Origin of the sequence: Tenacibaculum halocynthiae (genome assembly GCF_964512825.1) — a bacterium.
Lineage (GTDB): Bacteria > Bacteroidota > Bacteroidia > Flavobacteriales > Flavobacteriaceae > Polaribacter > Polaribacter halocynthiae.
In genome coordinates, this window is record NZ_CAZELG010000042.1 from 48,590 (window position 1) to 68,134 (window position 19,545).

General features: G+C 31.5%; 11 protein-coding genes. 3 read left to right on the forward strand and 8 right to left on the reverse strand.

All coding sequences use genetic code 11. The features are described 5' to 3' along the window. Positions 1–23: 23 nt before the first annotated feature. The 3 genes from typA to ACKTTQ_RS16070 all read right to left on the reverse strand — a co-directional run bounded on the left by typA (position 24) and on the right by ACKTTQ_RS16070 (position 3,404). Positions 24–1,796, reverse strand: a complete 1,773-nt coding sequence (typA, locus tag ACKTTQ_RS16060; RefSeq protein ID WP_299136119.1) for a translational GTPase TypA — start codon at positions 1,794–1,796, stop codon at positions 24–26. Positions 1,797–1,935: 139 nt separating this feature from the next. Further along, entirely contained in the window at positions 1,936–2,241 is a 306-nt protein-coding gene (locus tag ACKTTQ_RS16065) for an LETM1 domain-containing protein (RefSeq protein WP_113785977.1), read from the reverse strand. Continuing rightward, positions 2,241–3,404: a proline dehydrogenase family protein gene (locus ACKTTQ_RS16070; protein WP_093870793.1), complete on the reverse strand. Its 1,164-nt coding sequence runs from the start codon at positions 3,402–3,404 to the stop codon at positions 2,241–2,243. Before ACKTTQ_RS16070 ends, ACKTTQ_RS16065 begins: the two co-directional genes overlap by 1 nt. Before the next feature lie 105 nt (positions 3,405–3,509). On the opposite strand from ACKTTQ_RS16070, the gene aroB reads away from it, so the two are divergent. Continuing rightward, positions 3,510–4,568: a 3-dehydroquinate synthase gene (aroB, locus tag ACKTTQ_RS16075; RefSeq protein ID WP_408049795.1), complete on the forward strand. Its 1,059-nt coding sequence runs from the start codon at positions 3,510–3,512 to the stop codon at positions 4,566–4,568. 378 nt (positions 4,569–4,946) lie between these two features. Beyond that, positions 4,947–10,172 (forward strand): M43 family zinc metalloprotease, encoded by a 5,226-nt coding sequence (locus tag ACKTTQ_RS16080; RefSeq protein WP_408049796.1) that lies wholly within the window; start codon positions 4,947–4,949, stop codon positions 10,170–10,172. A gap of 95 nt (positions 10,173–10,267) precedes the next feature. Here the strand turns inward: ACKTTQ_RS16080 and ACKTTQ_RS16085 are convergent, their stop codons facing one another. The 3 genes from ACKTTQ_RS16085 to ACKTTQ_RS16095 all read right to left on the reverse strand — a co-directional run bounded on the left by ACKTTQ_RS16085 (position 10,268) and on the right by ACKTTQ_RS16095 (position 12,973). Continuing rightward, complete coding sequence (locus ACKTTQ_RS16085) at positions 10,268–10,840, reverse strand: sigma-70 family RNA polymerase sigma factor (protein ID WP_093870790.1); 573 nt, start codon at positions 10,838–10,840, stop codon at positions 10,268–10,270. Positions 10,841–10,856: 16 nt separating this feature from the next. Next, positions 10,857–11,987, reverse strand: coding sequence for an N-acetyl-alpha-D-glucosaminyl L-malate synthase BshA (gene bshA / locus ACKTTQ_RS16090; protein ID WP_093870789.1), 1,131 nt, complete (start codon positions 11,985–11,987; stop codon positions 10,857–10,859). 140 nt (positions 11,988–12,127) lie between these two features. Then, positions 12,128–12,973: a transketolase gene (locus ACKTTQ_RS16095; RefSeq protein ID WP_093870788.1), complete on the reverse strand. Its 846-nt coding sequence runs from the start codon at positions 12,971–12,973 to the stop codon at positions 12,128–12,130. Between the two features lie 204 nt (positions 12,974–13,177). On the opposite strand from ACKTTQ_RS16095, the gene ACKTTQ_RS16100 reads away from it, so the two are divergent. Beyond that, positions 13,178–16,432, forward strand: a complete 3,255-nt coding sequence (locus tag ACKTTQ_RS16100; RefSeq protein ID WP_408049797.1) for a S41 family peptidase — start codon at positions 13,178–13,180, stop codon at positions 16,430–16,432. 181 nt (positions 16,433–16,613) lie between these two features. Here ACKTTQ_RS16100 and ACKTTQ_RS16105 read toward each other — a convergent pair whose 3' ends face one another. Beyond that, positions 16,614–17,873 (reverse strand): asparagine synthetase B, encoded by a 1,260-nt coding sequence (locus tag ACKTTQ_RS16105; RefSeq protein WP_408049798.1) that lies wholly within the window; start codon positions 17,871–17,873, stop codon positions 16,614–16,616. A 72-nt stretch (positions 17,874–17,945) separates the two neighbouring features. Continuing rightward, positions 17,946–19,472, reverse strand: coding sequence for a replicative DNA helicase (dnaB, locus tag ACKTTQ_RS16110; RefSeq protein ID WP_093870785.1), 1,527 nt, complete (start codon positions 19,470–19,472; stop codon positions 17,946–17,948). Positions 19,473–19,545: the final 73 nt, after the last annotated feature.

A 19,545-nucleotide genomic window follows, 5' to 3' on the forward strand; every position in this document is an offset into this window, starting at 1 on the left:
TTTTAAACTATTTAAAAACCAAATTATGGTCTATATGTTATTTTACGCATACGTAAGCTCTCAGGAGTAACCTCTAAATATTCATCTCCTTTAATATACTCCATACATTCTTCTAAAGAGAAATCAATTTTTGGAGCAATCTTAACACTATCATCAGTTCCAGAAGAACGTACGTTTGTTAATTTTTTCCCTTTAATTAAATTCACTCCCATATCATCAGACTTAGCATTCTCTCCTACTACCTGACCAATATATATTTCTTGGTTAGGATCAATAAAAAATCTACCTCTATCTTGTAATCTATCAATTGCATATGCAGTTGCTTTACCAGCTGCAGAAGAAACTATCGCTCCTTTTATATCTTCAGTAAAATCACCTTTAAAAGGTCCATACTCACTAAACCTATGGTTAATAATAGCCTGACCAGCAGTAGCAGTTAATATTTTATTACGTAAACCTATTAATCCTCTTGAAGGAATAGTAAATTCTAAGTGTTGTAAATCTCCTTTAGGCTCCATTACTAATAAATCACCTTTTCTAAGAGATACTAAATTAATAGCTTTTGATGCTACATCTTCAGGAACATCAATAGATAATGTTTCATAAGGCTCACATTTAACACCATCAATTTCTTTTAAAATTACTTGAGGACGACCTACTTGTAATTCATACCCTTCACGACGCATTGTTTCTATCAATACAGATAAATGAAGTACTCCACGACCAAAAACATTAAATTTGTCTTCAGAATCAGTAGTATCAACACGTAATGCTAAGTTTTTTTCCATTTCTTTGAATAAACGATCACGTAAGTGACGAGAAGTAACAAATTTTCCTTCTTTACCAAAGAATGGTGAATTATTAATAGTAAACAACATACTCATAGTAGGTTGATCTACTTCAATTCTAGGTAATGCTTCTGGCGCTTCAATATCAGCAATAGTATCACCAATTTCAAAATCATCAATACCTGTTATAGCACAAATATCTCCACTACGTACTTTATCTGTTTCAGCCTTACCCATTCCTTCAAAAACGTGTAATTCTTTAATACGTACTTTTTTATTTGTACCATCAGCCTTACAAAGCATATAATCTTTGTTCTTTTCTAAATCTCCTCTAAATACACGTCCAATAGCAATTCTTCCTTTAAAAGAAGAATAATCTAATGAAGTAATTTGCATTTGTGGACTTCCTTCACGGTAAGGAGCTTCAGGAATTGTTTCAATTACCGCATCTAATAAATCGATAATATCTGTTTTTTCATCTTTCCAGTCTGTACTCATCCAACCATTTTTAGCTGAACCGTAAATTGTTTTAAAGTCTAATTGATCTTCTGTTGCTTCTAAAGCAAACATTAAATCAAATACTTTTTCATGTACTAAATCTGGTGTACAGTTTTCTTTATCTACTTTGTTTACAACAACGATAGGTGTTAATCCTAACTCTATTGCTTTTCCTAATACAAAGCGAGTTTGAGGCATAGGACCTTCAAAAGCATCAACCAATAATAAAACACCATCGGCCATTTTTAATACACGCTCTACTTCTCCTCCAAAATCGGCATGCCCAGGTGTGTCAATTACATTGATTTTTACATCTTTATAATTTACAGATACATTTTTAGATAAAATAGTAATACCACGTTCACGCTCTAAATCATTATTATCTAATAATAAGTCAGTACGTTCTTTACGGTCATCTAAAATTTTAGCTTGATCTATAATTTTATCAACCAAGGTAGTTTTTCCGTGGTCAACGTGTGCTATAATAGCGATGTTTCTAATTGATTGCATTTTGCTACGTTAAATTTGGCGCAAAAGTAGTGTATTATTATTAAAAAAATATGAATTTTGAAATACGAATTTTAAAAATGTGCCCGAAAGGTTAATTAACTAGCTATTAAATCAATATATTTTTCTATTTGCTATTAATTTATTCTTCCTTTTTTTCTGTTGAATCATCATCTTCTCTAAAGGCACTTGGAAGAATATCTGGTATAAGTTTTATTAATAAAGGTAGCAATAAGGCTCCTCCTGGTAACATAAAAATTGTAAACGCAGGAACAGCCTTACAAATGTCTAACATTTGTTCTTTTACCTTATTTCTTTCTTCACTTGTTAAAGAAGTAGTTATTGACTTTTTTATTAAAGAAACCAACTCTTTGCTTTCTTTAAGTTCTTTAGCTAATCTTTTTTTATTTTTTTGAATAGCTTCTTTTATTTCGTCAACAGTATTCATTAAAGTTTACGACGTGCTTTTTCTGTTTTTAATAAATTTAATTCTCTTGAGGTTTGCCCTGCTACTGAGGTATTTTCTTCTGCTCTACGAATTAGGTACGGCATCACATCTCTTACAGGTCCAAACGGAACATACTTAGCTACATTATAACCTTCTTCTGCTAAATTAAAACTAATATGATCACTCATACCATATAATTGACCAAACCACATACGTTTATCACTTACAGCTATATTATGTTTTTTTGCTAACTCCATTAGTAAAAAAGAACTTTCCTCATTATGTGTTCCTGCAAAAATAGCCATATTTTTATGCTCCATCATATAACGAACTGCTTCATCATAATTGGTGTCTGTTGCTTGTTTGTTTACACAAATTGGAGACTCATATTCTTTTTCTTCAGCTCTAGCTCTTTCTTTTTCCATGTAAGCTCCTCTTACCACTTTCATTCCAATGTGATAACCTTTTTGGTGTGCTCTTTGGTGTAAATTACGTAAATACTCCATTCTATCATGACGATACATTTGTAATGTATTAAACACAATAGCTTTTTCTTTATTGTAAATTTCCATTAATTCTTCTATCAAATCATCTGCGGCATCTTGCATCCAACTTTCTTCAGCATCAATTAATAAAGGAACATCTTTTTTAACTGCAGCTTTACATACAGTATGAAAACGATTTACAACTCTATCCCATTCGCTTTTTTCATTAGTTGTTAACTCTTTTCCTTCCGTTAATTTTTGGTACAAAGCAAAACGTCCAAAACCTGTAGGCTTAAATACAGCAAATGGAATTGATTGTTTTTCTTCAGAAAACTGAATTATCTTTAAAATTTTATTTAAAGCTTCGTCAAAACTAGCTTCTTCAGCTTTACCTTCAACTGAATAATCTAAAACACTAGATACTCCACCTTTATTGTACATTTCTTCTATTGTTGGAATACAGTCTTCTTCTGTTACTCCTCCACAAAAATGATCAAATACTGTTGACCTAATTAATCCTTCTACTGGTAAATGTGCTTTTAAAGCAAAGTTTGTTACTGCTGTACCAATACGAACCATTGGTTGATTTTGTATCATTCTAAATAAAAAATACGCTCTTTCTAACTCTGAGTCAGATTTTAGTTTAAATGCTGTTTGTGTGTTGTCAAATAGTTTCATCAACTAAGTACTATTATTGTTTAATTTGAAAAACAAATATAACCGACTAGTATGACATATATCAATTTTTTCTATTTAATTTGCACCTTTATAAAATAATAGAAAATGACATCAATTCAGGCAGTAACATATCCTATCCATTTTGAAGAAAAAGCATACGATGAATTGGCTAAAATAATAGCTACTAAAAATTACTCGTCTATTTTTATTTTAGTAGATGATAACACACTAGAATGTTGTTATCCTCGATTTATGCAATTATTGAATACCAATAAACCTATAGAAGTTATCCAAATAACTCCTGGAGAAGTTTATAAAAATATTGAAACTTGTGTTGGTGTATGGAATGCTATGACTGAATTAGGTGCTGATAGACGTAGTTTATTAATTACCTTAGGTGGTGGTGTTATTACTGATTTAGGTGGTTTTGTTGCTTCTACTTTTAAACGTGGTATTGATTTTATAAACATCCCTACAACTTTACTAAGTATGGTTGATGCTTCTGTTGGAGGTAAAACAGGAGTAGATTTAGGTGTTTTAAAGAATCAGATTGGAGTTTTTGCTAATCCAGAAATGATTGTAATTGACCCTGAATACTTACATACTGTAACTCCAAGAGAAATTAGATCAGGTACTGCTGAAATTATTAAATATGGAATGACTCATGATATTAATTTATTCAACCAAATTAAAGATAATCCTGAGCTAAATATTGTAGACTTAATTCATCGTTCTATTGAAATAAAAAATGAAGTAGTTTTAGAAGATCCTAAAGAAAAGAGTGTTCGAAAAGTCTTAAACTGGGGTCATACAATTGGTCATGGTATTGAGTCTTATTTTTTAGAAAGCGATGCAAAAGAAAACTTAACTCATGGTGAAGCTATTGCCATAGGTATGGTTTGTGAAGCGTATATTTCTCATAAACTTTTAGGCTTTCCGAAAGAGAAACTTACGGATATTAAAGAAGCTATTATTGCCATATACGGTAAAACTAATTTATTAGAAGATGATTTTACTCCTATTTTTGATTTAATGAAGCACGATAAAAAGAATGTTGGTGGTGAAATTAACTTTGTTTTATTAAACGATTACCAAAATTTTAAAATTGATTGTAAAGTTCAAAATCAACTAATTAAAGATAGCCTTGAGTTTTATAACTTATAAAAACAAATAAAATTTCTTTACTGAATCAGTTCTTCAAAACCTCTGATTATAATAATCTTATTAAAAAAACTTATACTAACCGTATAAGTTTTTTTTCTATGCTTTAAGTTTATTTTCTTAATCAAATCCTAAACAATATTTCATAAGTGAATAGAAAACTAAAGAAATATAGTTTTCTATTCCAAAAAGCTCACATTATCTTAAAGTTAACTTCATACTACTCAAATACTATCCAAATAACATATCATATTACCATAAGTTATTTTTGATTGTTTTTTTTCATTAATATCGCCAAATAATTAACATATTCATAAGTTTTAATAAAATTAATTGAGAGTATGATAATTGTGATTTTACCATATAATAACACCCTGAAATATGAAAAAACCAATTACTTTATTTTTATTTTTATGCTTTACACTTTCCTCTCTAGCTCAAGAGATAGGTTGTGGTACTTCAAGAGCAATGAATAAATACTACAAAGAGAACCCTAAAGAATACGCAGAGTTCCTAAAATTCAATGATTACACAAAAAAGCGAAGTGCTAACAAATTAAAAACCTCAGCAAAAGGTATTTCTGGAAACATTATTATTCCTGTTGTCTTTCACATTTACGGAAGAGAACAAAACGGAGCAACAGTTACGGATGAAAAAATTCTAAATTCTCTACAAATGGTTAACGATGATTTTCATGGATTAAATCCAGATTTCCATACAGTTGATCCATTATTTAAAGATAGACGATCTACAACAAATATTACTTTTAAACTAGCTACTATTGATCCAAATGGCAACCCAACTTCAGGAATTGTAGATCATCCTGTAGCTGGAGGCCAAGGAAACTATGACAGCCCTATCGTTGCTGCTGATGCTTGGGACAACTATAAATATATGAATGTATATATAACTGCCGACATTCATGATGATGGTGTAACAACTAATAGCGGTATTGCTTGGTACCCTAACAAAACACATTCTGACGCCAAGCGTGCTCGTGTAACTTATAACGGTCGTTACTTAAAAGGAAATACTGATGATGAATTTGCTTCTATATTAACCCATGAATTTGGACATTGGTTAAACCTATTACATACTTTTGAAGGTGGATGTTCTAGTATAAACCAAGACTATGTAGAAGACACTCCACAAGAAGACGTAGCTTCAGCTGATGATTTTTGTTTAGCAGGAGCTACTGATTGTGGTGATTCATTAATTAACTATGAAAATTACATGGGGTATGATTCTACAGGTGGATGTGCAAAAATGTTTACAAAAGGACAAACAGATAGGATGTATGCTGCTTTAAATCATGAAGCTAGATTTCCTTTATGGCAAAATGCTAATCTAGTTGCCACTGGTACTGGTGGTAGTCTTGCTGTAACTACTAGAATGCATGATGGGTCAAAATGGAAAGAAAATGCATCTTGGATTGAAGTATGTCCTGGCACTAATGTTAAAATAGGAATACAAAATGTAGGATTAAATAATGTAGAAATTTTAAAACCAAATGGAGAAATAGATACCACTCCTGACGCTAGCACCTATTGGAACATTAATAATGTTCAAGAAAGTGATGCTGGAGCTTACCTAATTAAATATACAGATGCTAACGGAAATTTTGGTTTTGGTACAGTTAGACTTTATGTTGGATTTAAAGTTAGACCATGGGTACAATACGATAATACTACTACAAACTGGTTCAACTTAAATAAACTTAAAGCTTGTCCTGGCTCTAATATTAGCATAGGTATGCAAGCTAATAGACCAGGAACCTCAACCTTAAGACTACCAAATGGTAATTTACACACAGTTGCTGCTGACAACGGGGTTTGGAAATTTAATAACATCACTACTCAAGATGCAGGTGTATATACCATATTATATGACATGGGAGGCTGTACATATTCTACTCAAGTAGAATTAATAACCGAGAATAATATTACTCCTTGGGTAGCTTTGAATGGAAAATGGGTACAACGATCTTTTGTTGAAGCATGTGTTGGTGAAAAGGTTCACTTAGGAATTAAAAATATTGGCTTAGAAAATGTAACAATTACCGGACCTAATAATTTTTCTGATAACACTCCAGATGTTGGAACTGGATTTGAATTCACAAGTATTACTGATCAAAACTATGGAACATATACTATTACATGGAATGACCCTGCTTCTTGTTCTGGATCAGTAGAACTTGAAATAAGACCGAGAAGAGAAGCTTTAGATGGTTGGGTAAAAGACAATGCTAACAAATGGACAAAAAGTAGAACTTTATTTGCATGTGAAGGAGATAATATTACCTTAGGTACTAACACAAAATATGGTGTTGAAAATATGAAAATTACATACCCTGATGGTACTGTTGATACAACACCAGATTCAGCTACTGCCTGGGATATTAATAATATTCAAAAATCACATGAAGGAGTATACAAGTTAGAATTTAATAACGGACAATGTTATTCTTCAACAACAATTACTCTTAAAGTTGGCATAGAAGATTTAACCAATAAAATAGAACATAAAATTAATAGTGCTAACTTTACTAGTACTACAAATAATCAAGTTACTATAAAAACAGGTGATGAAATTAGCTTAAGATTACCTAGTACTTCTTTTAACGGAACAATTAATTGGACAGGCCCTAATAATTTCAGTTCGAAATTAAGTACTGCAAAAATTACAGAAAACGCAGATTCAAACCTTCATGCTGGAATTTATACTGCTACAGTTACTAATACTACTACTTGTAATGCAAATGCTGTACAAACTATTACTTTTGAAGTTAAATTTGACGGAGTTATTACTACTCCTGACCCAATTGATGCAGGAACAGTTTCTACTACTGACGATAAAACGCAAATAACAACTACAACTGGAGATGGCATTGCTGATGTTATCGCTTTCAAAAATACAAGCACCTCTAATACTAATTATTCTTATTTAATTACTGATGAAGTTGGTAAAATTTTAACTTTTGAAACATCTTCACATGATTTTGAAGGAGCAACAATAGGAATATGTAAAGTGTATGGAATTGCTTTTGAAGGAAATTTACAGGTTACCAATAAAAACATTTCAGATATTGGATTAGCAACTGGTGATTTTGATGTATCTAATAATTTCATTACAGTTACAAGAATAGAAGATATACCTGCAGACACAGAGGCTCCTTCTACTCCTAGTAACCTTACTGCTTCTAACATTACACAAACCTCTTTAACTTTAAACTGGTTGGCGTCTACAGACAATGTAGCAGTTACCGGATATGATATATATCAAGGAGGAATAAAAATAGCATCTATTACAACTACAACATATAATGTAATTAATTTAACAGCTAATACATCATATTCTTTTTCTATAAAAGCAAAAGATGCAAAAGCAAATGAATCAGTAGCTAGTACTATTTTAAATATCACTACTAAAGAAGATGCTTCTGGAGGATTAACCTATTGTGAATCTGCTGGAACAAGAGTTCAATACGAATGGATTGCTGAAGTAACAATTGGAACATTCTCTAATACTTCTGTTGCTGCAACCTACACAGATTTAACATCTAAAACTATACCTTTAAACATAGGCACAGCTACTAGTACCACACTAACGCCTGGATATCCAGGAACCCCAACCAATGAATATTTCAAAGTGTGGATTGATTACAATCAAAATGGAACTTTTGACACCAATGAAGTTGCTTTTGATTCAGGAACTGCAAAAAAGAATGCACAAACTGGAACTATTACTGTCCCTTCAAGTGCAAAATTAGGAGTAACTAGAATGAGAGTGTCTATGAAATATAATGGCGCACCTGCTAGTTCATGTGGAAATATCGGTGACGGATCTGTTCAAGATTTTAATGTAGATATTACTAATGACGGAAATGTTGTTACTGCTCCAGTTGCAGAGTTTATTGCAAATTCAACATCAGTAGACAAAGGAGCTTCTATTTCATTTACTGATCAATCAACAAACTCACCTACTTCATGGTCATGGTCTTTTACTGGTGGAACCCCATCAACTTCTTCAGTTCAAAATCCTTCAATTACGTATAACACACCTGGTGTATACCAAGTAACTTTAACAGCTACTAATACAGCTGGAAGCGATTCTGAATCAAAAACTGGATACATAACTATTAAAGAACCTGATACTACCCCAATTACCTATTGTGCTTCTTCAGGTACAAGAGTAACTTACGAATGGATCGAAGGAGTTCAAGTAGGTACATTTAGTAAAACATCTACCGCTGCAACTTATATTGATTTAACAAGTAATACGATACCATTATCTATAGGTGTTGCAACCTCAACAACCTTAACACCTGGATACCCAGGAAACCCTACTCCTGAATATTTTAAAGTTTGGATTGATTACAATCAAAATGGTGAATTTGACACTAATGAGGTAGCTTTTGATTCTGGTACTGCCAAAAACAATGCTCAAACGGGTACTATTACCGTTCCTTCATCGGCTAAATTAGGTGAAACTAGAATGAGAGTTTCTATGAAATATAATGGAGCACCTTCAAGTTCTTGTGGAAACATTGGTGACGGATCAGTTCAAGATTTTACCGTAAATATAACCAATGATGGAACTGGTACAGACACTCAAGCTCCTTCTGCACCTAGTAATGTAGTAGCTTCAAATATAACTCAATCATCGTTAACTTTAACCTGGGCTGCTTCAACCGATAACGTAGCTGTTACTGAATATGAAGTGTATCAAGATGGTAACAATGTAGCAACAACAAATACTACATCATTTGAAGTTACATCTTTAACTGCTGCTACCGCTTATAATTTTTCTATAAAAGCGAAAGATGCAGCTGGAAACGAAGCTACTAGTAATACAATAAACATAACTACTGAAGAAACATCAACTCCTCCTAATGATGGAACTGTTGTATACGTAGATATGGCAGACGTTACAGTAAATTCTAGTAATAGCTGGGCTCCTTTCCAAATTGAAAAAGGAGATCAAAGATATTTTGGCCCTTGGTTTTCTTCAAATGCTATTAATCTAGTAAACTATAATAAAGAAGTAATTTGTGAAGGAAATACCAATAATGCTTCAATTCTTTCAGAAGGAACAATTGTTGGAGTTTCAAGTACTTTTAAATCACAATCTAGCTCATTTATTGTAGCTTCTTCTTCTTATACCAATTGGAATGGAAAATCTGGATACATAGGTTTTAGCTTTAAAATTAGTGGAAATACACATTATGGATGGCTACATGCAACGGTTTCGAATGATGGTAAGTCAATTACTTTTAAAGACTACGCTTACAATAGCGAAGCTGGTAAAGGTTTAACCACTAAGCGACCAACTGTTAGTAAAGCTAATAAAGTTAAATCACCTTTTAGTCCAATAACATCATATCCAAATCCTTTTGAAGAAAATATAACTATAAACGTTTCATCAATTGGTGATAATGACTTTACATTAAGCGTTTATACTATTTTAGGAAAAGAGTTAATACATAAAAATTATCAAAACAATCCTAAGCAAATAATATTAGGAGATCAAATTAAAACTTCTGGAACTTATTTTATTAGAGTTCAAACAAGCAAAAAAACAGAAACTTTAGTTATTATAAAGAAATAGTTTATTTCAATTCTCCCCCGAAAACCTCCTAACTTAAAAATTAGGAGGTTTTTTATTAAAGTAAAAATTAATCTATTTAGTAAGAAAAACTCAACTTATAACGTTAAATTTATTCTTTTAATTTCCTCTTGAAGTTCTTTAGGTATTTCGCAAGTATTCTTTAATTGATAGTCTACAATTGTACCGTTTTTATTGTACGTTATTGTTACACATTCTTCTATTAATTCTTTTAACTTAACCCTTGCTCTTTGTATTCTTGATTTAGCTGCTGGTAATGATATATTTAATTCATTAGCAATTACTTTTTGCGATTTTTTTTCTATATCACTCTTATACAAAGGAATTCCATACTTTTTAGGTAAGTAATTTTGAATGACAAAACTTGACAAGTCACAAACACAAATTCCCTCATCATTTATTTCAGAATATGTACTTTCTCTATTCTTTTTTACTTTTTCTTTTCTATAATAATCAATTATCAAATTCCTTGCTACCTGAAAAAGCCACGATTTATAATTATTTATCTTTTCTCCTTTATTTAATACTGCATACAATTTAAGTCCTATTTCTTGCAAAATATCTTCTGCATGAATCTTATCTTCAATTTTTGACTTTACAAAATTTAATAAGTGACTATTATATGTATTCCAAATTGTATTAAATTCCATTTGAAAATTTCTTTTTTTAAACTCCTATATAACACTTTTTATAAATGCTTTCATATTGTGGTAATACATGCTCTAATGAAAACAATTCAATGTGCTTCTTTGCATTTATTTTAAATTCATTTAATACTTCATCTTCTTTTAAAACGTAGATAGCGTTTTTAGCCATATCAGCAACATCTCCAACATCACTTAAAAAACCAGTTTTATTATGAATATTAACTTCAGGAAGCCCTCCAGAATTAGTAGATACTACAACCGTACTTGCTGCCATTGCTTCCAAAGCTGCCAATCCAAAACTTTCAGTTTCTGAAGGTAGTAAAAACACATCTGAATAACACAAAATTTTGGCTACTTCATTGCTATTCCCTAAAAACAATACTTTATCTTGGAGCCCTAATTCATTTACTAAATTCTCAGCTTTTATACGTTCTGGTCCGTCTCCAACCATTAATAGTTTAGATGGAATTTCTTTTTGTACTTTATTAAAAATTTTAATAACATCATCAGTACGTTTTACTGGTCTAAAATTACTAATATGAGTTAAAATACGCTCATTTTCATTCGCTAAAGCACTTCTTTGACATTCTGTTTGATGAGCTTTATCGTATTTTTCTCCATCAATAAAATTATAAACAACCTTTATATCTTTATCTATATTAAATAGTCGTAATGTATCATCTTTTAAACTTTGAGAAACTGTTGTTACTTCATCAGATTTATTAATACTAAACTCAACAGCTGTTTTATAAGTAGGATGACTTCCTACTAAAGTGATATCTGTACCATGTAATGTTGTTACTACTTTAACATTTATACCTTTATCTAACAACATTTTTTTAGCCATATAAGCAGCATATGCATGTGGTATAGCATAGTGTACATGCAATACTTCTAATTGATTTTTCTCTACTACTTCAACCATTTTACTTGATAAAGCTAATTCATAAGGCTGGTATTGAAATAATGGATATTCTTCTAACATTACTTCATGAAAATGCAATCTATGTGAAAAAAAATCTAAGCGAACTGGTTGATTGTATGTAATAAAATGTACTTCATGGCCTTTATCAGCAAGTGCCATTCCTAACTCTGTTGCCACTACTCCACTACCTCCAAAAGTTGGATAACACACAATTCCTATCTTCATATTATATCGCTATTAATTTTAAATATGGTTTATGACGTAAATTTACGTTATTGCTTACTTATTTCTGCAAAGATTTTCACAAAAAAACGTCATTACTAACTCAGTAATGACGTTTCTATATAATACTATATTATTTATTCTTAGTAGTCTCCTAAAGTTTCAGGGTTCTGTGCTAATGAAGCCTCTAACTGCTCGTCATTAGGTGCTTTACCATGCCATGCATGTGTATTCATCATAAAATCAATCCCATTCCCCATTTCAGTATATAATAACACACAAACTGGTTTTCCTTTACCTGTTCTTGATTTTGCATCAGCCATTCCACTTAAAATAGCTTCTACATTATTTCCTTCTTTAACCTCAAGTACATCCCAACCAAAAGCTTCGAACTTAGCTTTCAAACTTCCCATAGCTAATACTTGGTCAGTTGTTCCGTCAATTTGCTTTTCATTTACATCAACTGTAGAAATTAAATTATCTACCTTTTTAGCTGATGCATACATTGCAGCTTCCCAAATTTGACCTTCTTGTAATTCACCATCACCATGTAATGTATATACAATTTTATCATCTCCGTTTAACTTTTTAGCTTGAGCTGCTCCAATAGCGACACTCATTCCTTGTCCTAATGAACCTGAAGCAATACGAATACCCGGTAAATGATCATGAGTTGTAGGATGCCCTTGTAAACGTGTATCTAATTTTCTAAATGTTGCTAACTCAGCAACAGGAAAAAAACCACTACGTGCTAACACACTATAGTAAACAGGTGATATGTGTCCGTTTGACAAAAAGAATAAATCTTCATTTTCACCATCCATTTTAAAATCAGTAGAATAATCCATGATTTCTTGATACAAACAAGTAAAGAACTCAGCACATCCTAATGAACCACCTGGATGCCCAGAACTAACCGCATGAACCATGCGAACTATATCTCTTCTAACTTGTTGTGTAAAATCTTGAAGTTGTTGTGTTGTTGGCATTATCGTTTTGTTTTATGCTGACAAAAGTAATTGTTTAAAAAAGAATTGCCAATTACTTTTTTTATTTATTAATAAGAAAATTGAATTTAAAAATATATAATGTTTTTCATTAAAAATTCAGAAAAATAAACATCCCTCTCATTTTAACTTAAATTAACATAATTAGGTGTTACAATTTAGTAGATTGCATGAAAAATTATTCAAATGAAACACCTTTCACTACTATTTACATTTTTAACACTACAACTCTTCTCACAAGAGGCCCCAAATTGGTTAAGACACTCTTCAATATCCCCAGATGGAAAAGAGATTGTTTTTACTTATAAAGGCGATTTATATAAAGTTCCTTCAACCGGTGGTAATGCAATTCAATTAACTTTTCATAAAGCACACGATTACAAGGCTATTTGGAGTAAAGACAGTAAAAAAATTGCATTTTCTTCTAATAGATATGGAAATTTCGACATTTTTATTATGGATGCCAGAGGTGGTGAAGCAAAAAGGTTAACTTTTCACTCTGGTGATGAAGTTCCTTTTACTTTTTCTGCAAATAATAAAGATGTTATTTTCGGAGCGCAACGTCAGGATCTAGTAAATCATAGACAATATCCTACAGGCTCTCAACCAGAATTATATAGTGTACCAACAATTGCTGGACGAGTTAGCCAACTGTTCACCGTACCTGCTGAATATGTTCAGGTTTCTAAAAACGGTAACACCATGTTATACCACGATAAAAAAGGTGGTGAAAATGAATGGCGTAAGCATCATAAATCTTCTATTACTAGAGATATATGGAAGTATGATACCAAAAATAATACTCATAAAATGATTACTTCTTTTGCTGGAGAAGACAGACATCCTTTTTTCTCTGAAGATGAAAAGAGTATGTATTATTTAAGCGAGAAAAGTGGCTCTTTTAATGTTCATAAAATGAATATTAACAATTCGAATCAAGATCAACAATTAACAAACTTCAAATTACATCCAGTACGTTTTTTAAGTATTGGTAGTGGAATTTTAAGTTTTGGATACGATGGTGAGTTATATACAATGAAAGAAGGTAAAAAACCTTCTAAAGTATCAGTTATTATTAGAACTCAAAATAAAGATAATAGTGATAAATTCATATCAATCAATGGTGGTGTTAACGAAATGGCAATATCTCCAAATGGAAAAGAAATAGCTTTTATATCTAGAGGTGAGGTTTTTGTTACTTCTGTAAACGAATCTTTTACTAAAAGATTAACTAACACTCCAGAAAGAGAACGCTTTGTAACTTGGTCTGCTGATGGAAAATCAGTTGTATATAGTAGTGAAAGAAATGGAAAATGGAGTATTTATAAAACAGAAAAAGTTAGAAAAGAAGAACCTTTCTTTTTTGCTTCTACTCTAGTTAAAGAATCTCCAATTATAGAAAACAAATTAGATAATTATTTACCTGAGTTCTCACCTGACAGTTCTAAAATAGCATTTGTTGAAGGAAGGCGTACATTAAAGGTAATGGACTTAAAAACTAAAAAGCAAGTAACTTTATTAACTCCTAAAGATTTATTTCACATGAGTGATGGAGATAAATATTTTACTTGGAGTCCTGATAGTAAATGGCTATTAGTTGGATGGAGCAAAACATTAAGTAATAGCGAAGTGCTATTAATGGCTGCTGACGGAACTAAACGTATAAACCTAACTGAAAGTGGTTATAGAGATTATTATCCGAAATGGGTTAATGGTGGAAAACAAATGTTATGGTTTAGTAATAGAAACGGATTAAAGTCTTATGCTACAAGTGGACGATCACAAACTGATGTTCACAGTATGTTTTTTACTCAAGAAGCTTGGGACGAATTTAATCTTAGCGATGAAGAGTTTAAATTAATGAAGGCCATTAAAGCTATTAAAGCTGAACAAAAAAAGAAAGAGAAGAAAAAAGCTACTGACAAGAAAGATAAAAAAGACAAGAAAAAAGATAAAAAGAAAGCTAAAGACAAAAAAGAAGTAAAGCCACTTACTTTTGACTGGGATAGTATGAAAGATAGAACTAAAAGATTAACCATACATTCTTCTAGTCTTGGTGATGCTGTTTTATCTAAAAAAGGTGATGTTTTATATTATTTAGCACGTTTTGAAGGTAAAATGAATCTTTGGAGTACAAATTTACGAACCAAAGAAACAAAGATGGTAATGCGATTAAATGCCAATTTCGGTTCTTTACAATGGGATAAGCAAATGAAAAACTTATACCTTTTAAGTGGTGGTAGAATTTCTAAAATTAGTCCAGCTAAAAAGAGTAAAAAGTCAGTAAAAATTAAAGGTGAAATGATGCTGAATACCGATGCTGAAAGAGAAGCAATGTTTAATCACGTATGGATAAGAACCAATGCTATTTTTTACCATCCTGATTTTCATGGAACTGATTGGAATAAAATGAAAAGAGAATATAAAAAATACTTACCTTCTATTGGTAATTCTTTTGAATTCTCTGAAATGCTTTCTGAAATGTTAGGTGAATTAAACGTATCTCATGCTGGGGCTGGTTACAGAACAAGTATTAGAAATGCAGATGCAACTGCTTCATTAGGTATTTTTATGAATTACAATCATAAAGATAATGGTATTTTAATTGATGAAATTATCAAAGATGGACCACTTGATAAATCATCTTTCAATGTCAAAGCTGGTATGATAATAGAAAAAATTGACGGTGTTACCATTAATAAAAATGAAGATGTTGCCAAATATTTAAATAGAAAAGCAGGGAAATTTGTATTACTTGATATTAAAGATCCAAAAACAAAAAAAGAACAATCAATAACTGTTAAACCTATCTCTTTAGGTCAAGAAGGTCGTTTACTATATAAAAGATGGGTTAACATCAATGAAAAAGAGGTAGACAAATTAAGTAATGGTAAATTAGGTTATGTTCATATTCCAGGAATGAGCGATGGTCCTTATAGAAGTATTTATAAAGACATCATGGGGAAATTTTCAGAACGTAAAGGAATTATTATCGATACACGTTTTAATGGTGGTGGTGATCTAGTAGCAGATTTAGCTATGTTCTTTACAGGTGTTCCTTTTATTTCTTATGAAACAGAAGCTAAAGTAGTTGGAGGTGAACCTACTTCTCGTTGGACTAAACCAACACTATCTATTTTTAATGAAAGCATGTATTCTGACGGACATTGTTATGCTGCTGGATATACAGATCTTAAAATTGGAAAAACTGTAGGTATGCCAGTTCCTGGTACTTGTAGCTTTGCAGGATGGGAAGGTTTACCAAACGGAAGCTACTGGGGAGTTGTTCCTGTAAGTGCTAAAGATAAGTCGGGAAGATGGATGGAAAACAATCAAACGATGCCTATGATTAAAGTAAAAAATATGCCAGGTATTATTGATAACGGTCGTGATCAACAATTAGAACGATCTGTATCTGAAATGCTGAAAGACATCAAGTAATTTCTTACATAAAAAAACTAAAAAAAAGGTTAAAGTATAGTATACTTTAACCTTTTTTCATTGCTGTACTGTATGATATTTTTTTCTAATTAAGGCTTAATTTATTTTAGTTTTAGAAATATAAAAATCGCATTAATCTATATTATAATTTACTATCCTATAAAACACAGTAACAAATTACTTAGGTTTTTTGTTTCTTCTTTTTAGCGGCAGGAAACAACACATTATTTAAAATTAAGCGATACCCAGGTGATGTTGGGTGCAAATCTAATTCAGTTTTTGGGTCTCCAACTCTATGTTGGTAATCTTCTGGATCGTGACCTCCATAAAAAGTAAACATCCCCTTTCCTTTCGTACCATGAATATATCGTGCTTCTCCGTTGGTTTTACTATCTCCCAACACCATCACTGTAGATTTTATCAACTTTCTGTCAAATGAAGTAGTTTGCCCCATAAAACCTTTTACTAATTGCGTATGGCTTTGAGTAAGCATTGTTGGTACTTGATCCCACTTTGCAGAAAATTCTTTCAATGTAAAATAATCAGTCTCTTTATTAATTCTACGTTTTCTAGTCATATCAATTGAAGAAAACTCGTAAGTAGTTGGGTTTCTAATTAATTCAAAATCTTTAAATGCAAAAGTTTTAGTAAAATCTATTTTTGATTGATAACTTGGTTCCGAAGGATCTCCATCAAACATTCCTTCGCAAATATCAACTCCATCTGCAGCTAAAGCGATATCAAAACTATCGGTAGCAGAACACATAGCAAACATAAAACCTCCACCAATTACATAATCTCTTATTTTTTTAGCTACTGCTGCTTTTTCTTCAGATACCTTATTATAGCCTAATTTTTTAGCTAAGGCTTCAGCATCTTTCTTTTGTTGAATATACCAAGGCGCTGTTCTGAAAGCTCCATAAAAACGTCCATATTGCCCTGTAAAATCCTCATGATGAAGATGTAACCATTCATACAATAATAATTTATCTCCTAATACATCATCATCATATACAACATCAAAAGGAATTTCAGCATAGGTTAAAACCATTGTAACCGCATCATCCCAAGGCATTTTATTTTTTGGAGAATATACTGCTATTTTTGGAGCCTTTTCTAATGTTACCGCCTCTTGATTTTTTGAGGGTGAGGAAATTCCTTCTAAAATTAGTTGTGATTTTGCATCACTTATTATCTTATATGAAACCCCTCGAATTTTACACTCCTTCTCTATAGCTTCGTTGTTTTCAATTAAAAAAGCACCTCCATCATAATTTAATAACCATTTTGCTTTTAAACCGTTTTGCAGCGCATAATAAACAATTCCGTATGCTTTTAAATGATTTTTTTGATTATCGTGGCTCATTGGTACATAAATAAATGATGCCCAAATAGTATTTGATAAGAATATAAAAATTAATGTGTATATCGTTTTCTTCATTTCAAAAACTAAAATACACAATTACATTTATGTAACTGTGTATTTATATAACTTTATAATTTGTTTATTATTTTAAAAAGGAACGTCATCCATTCCACCATTATCAGAAGGGCCAAAAGCATCTTCAGGGGAAGTAAAATTGTTTGATGCAACTTCATCATTAAAACTTGAATTCATACTTGATTGGAATTCACTACTAAATCCTTCTTCTAAATCTGAGAACTTTGCTAAGTGACCAGTAAATTTCAAACGAATATTATCTAATCCACCATTACGATGTTTTGCAACAATAAATTCTCCTTGTCCTTCACATGGAGAATGATCATCATCATCCCACTCAGTCATTCCATAATACTCAGGTCTAAAAATAAACGATACAATATCCGCATCCTGCTCAATTGCACCAGATTCACGAAGATCGGATAATAATGGTCGTTTACTACCTCCACGAGTTTCTACCGAACGTGATAATTGTGATAAAGCAATAACCGGTATATTTAATTCTTTACCAAGAGCTTTTAAGTTTCGTGAAATAGTAGAAATTTCCTGTTCACGATTACCACCTGACCCACCAGCTGTCATTAACTGTAAATAATCAATAACTAATATTTTAACATCATGTTGCGATACTAAACGTCGTGCTTTTGCACGTAAATCAAAAATTGATAATGCTGGAGTATCATCAATAAAAATTGGAGCATCAGATAGTTTTTTAACCTTAACATTTAATTGTTCCCATTCATGAGGCTCTAGATTTCCTTTACGTAATTTCTCAGATGTTAACCCTGTTTCCGAAGAAATCATACGGGTTATTAATTGTACAGATGACATCTCTAATGAAAACACAGCTACTGCATGATTAAAATCAATAGCCATATTTTTGGCCATCGATATTACGAAGGCAGTTTTTCCCATACCAGGACGAGCTGCAATAATAATTAAATCGGAAGGTTGCCAACCAGAAGTTAATGCATCTAATTTTGTAAAACCTGTTGCCAAACCACTCATTCCTTCTTTGGTAGAAATTTCCTGGATCTTTGTTATAGATTGTTGTACTAATGAATCTGCTTTTTCTGCCCCTTTCTTAAGGTTACCTTGTGTTACCTCAAATAATTTCCCTTCAGCATCATCTAATAAATCAAAAACATCAACAGTTTCATCATATGCATTTTCAATGATTTCAGAAGAAATAGTAATCAACTTACGTTGAATATATTTTTCAAGAATAATTCTTGAGTGAAATTCAATATGTGCAGATGAAGCTACTTTTTGTGTTAAACCTATAATATAAAAGTCGCCACCTACTAGTTCTAATTTTGCATTTTTCCTTAGCTGATTCGATACAGATAATAAATCAATAGGTTCAGAATTTTGGAAAAGTGCATATATAGCAGTGTAAATTTCTTGATGACGTTTGTCGTAAAACGCTTCAGGATGTAAAATATCAATTACGGTATCAATTCCTTTTTTATCAATCATCATAGCACCCAAAACAGCTTCTTCAAGGTCTAAAGCTTGTGGTGGAAGCTTCCCTTTTTCTAAACTAACAATACGTGCTTTATCTATTTTTGTACCTCTAACTGATTGCATTTTCTCCATGACGACAAATGTAATTTTTTATGATGATATTTGTAGGAGCTAACCTCAACTTTCTTTTTACACATTTTTTGTA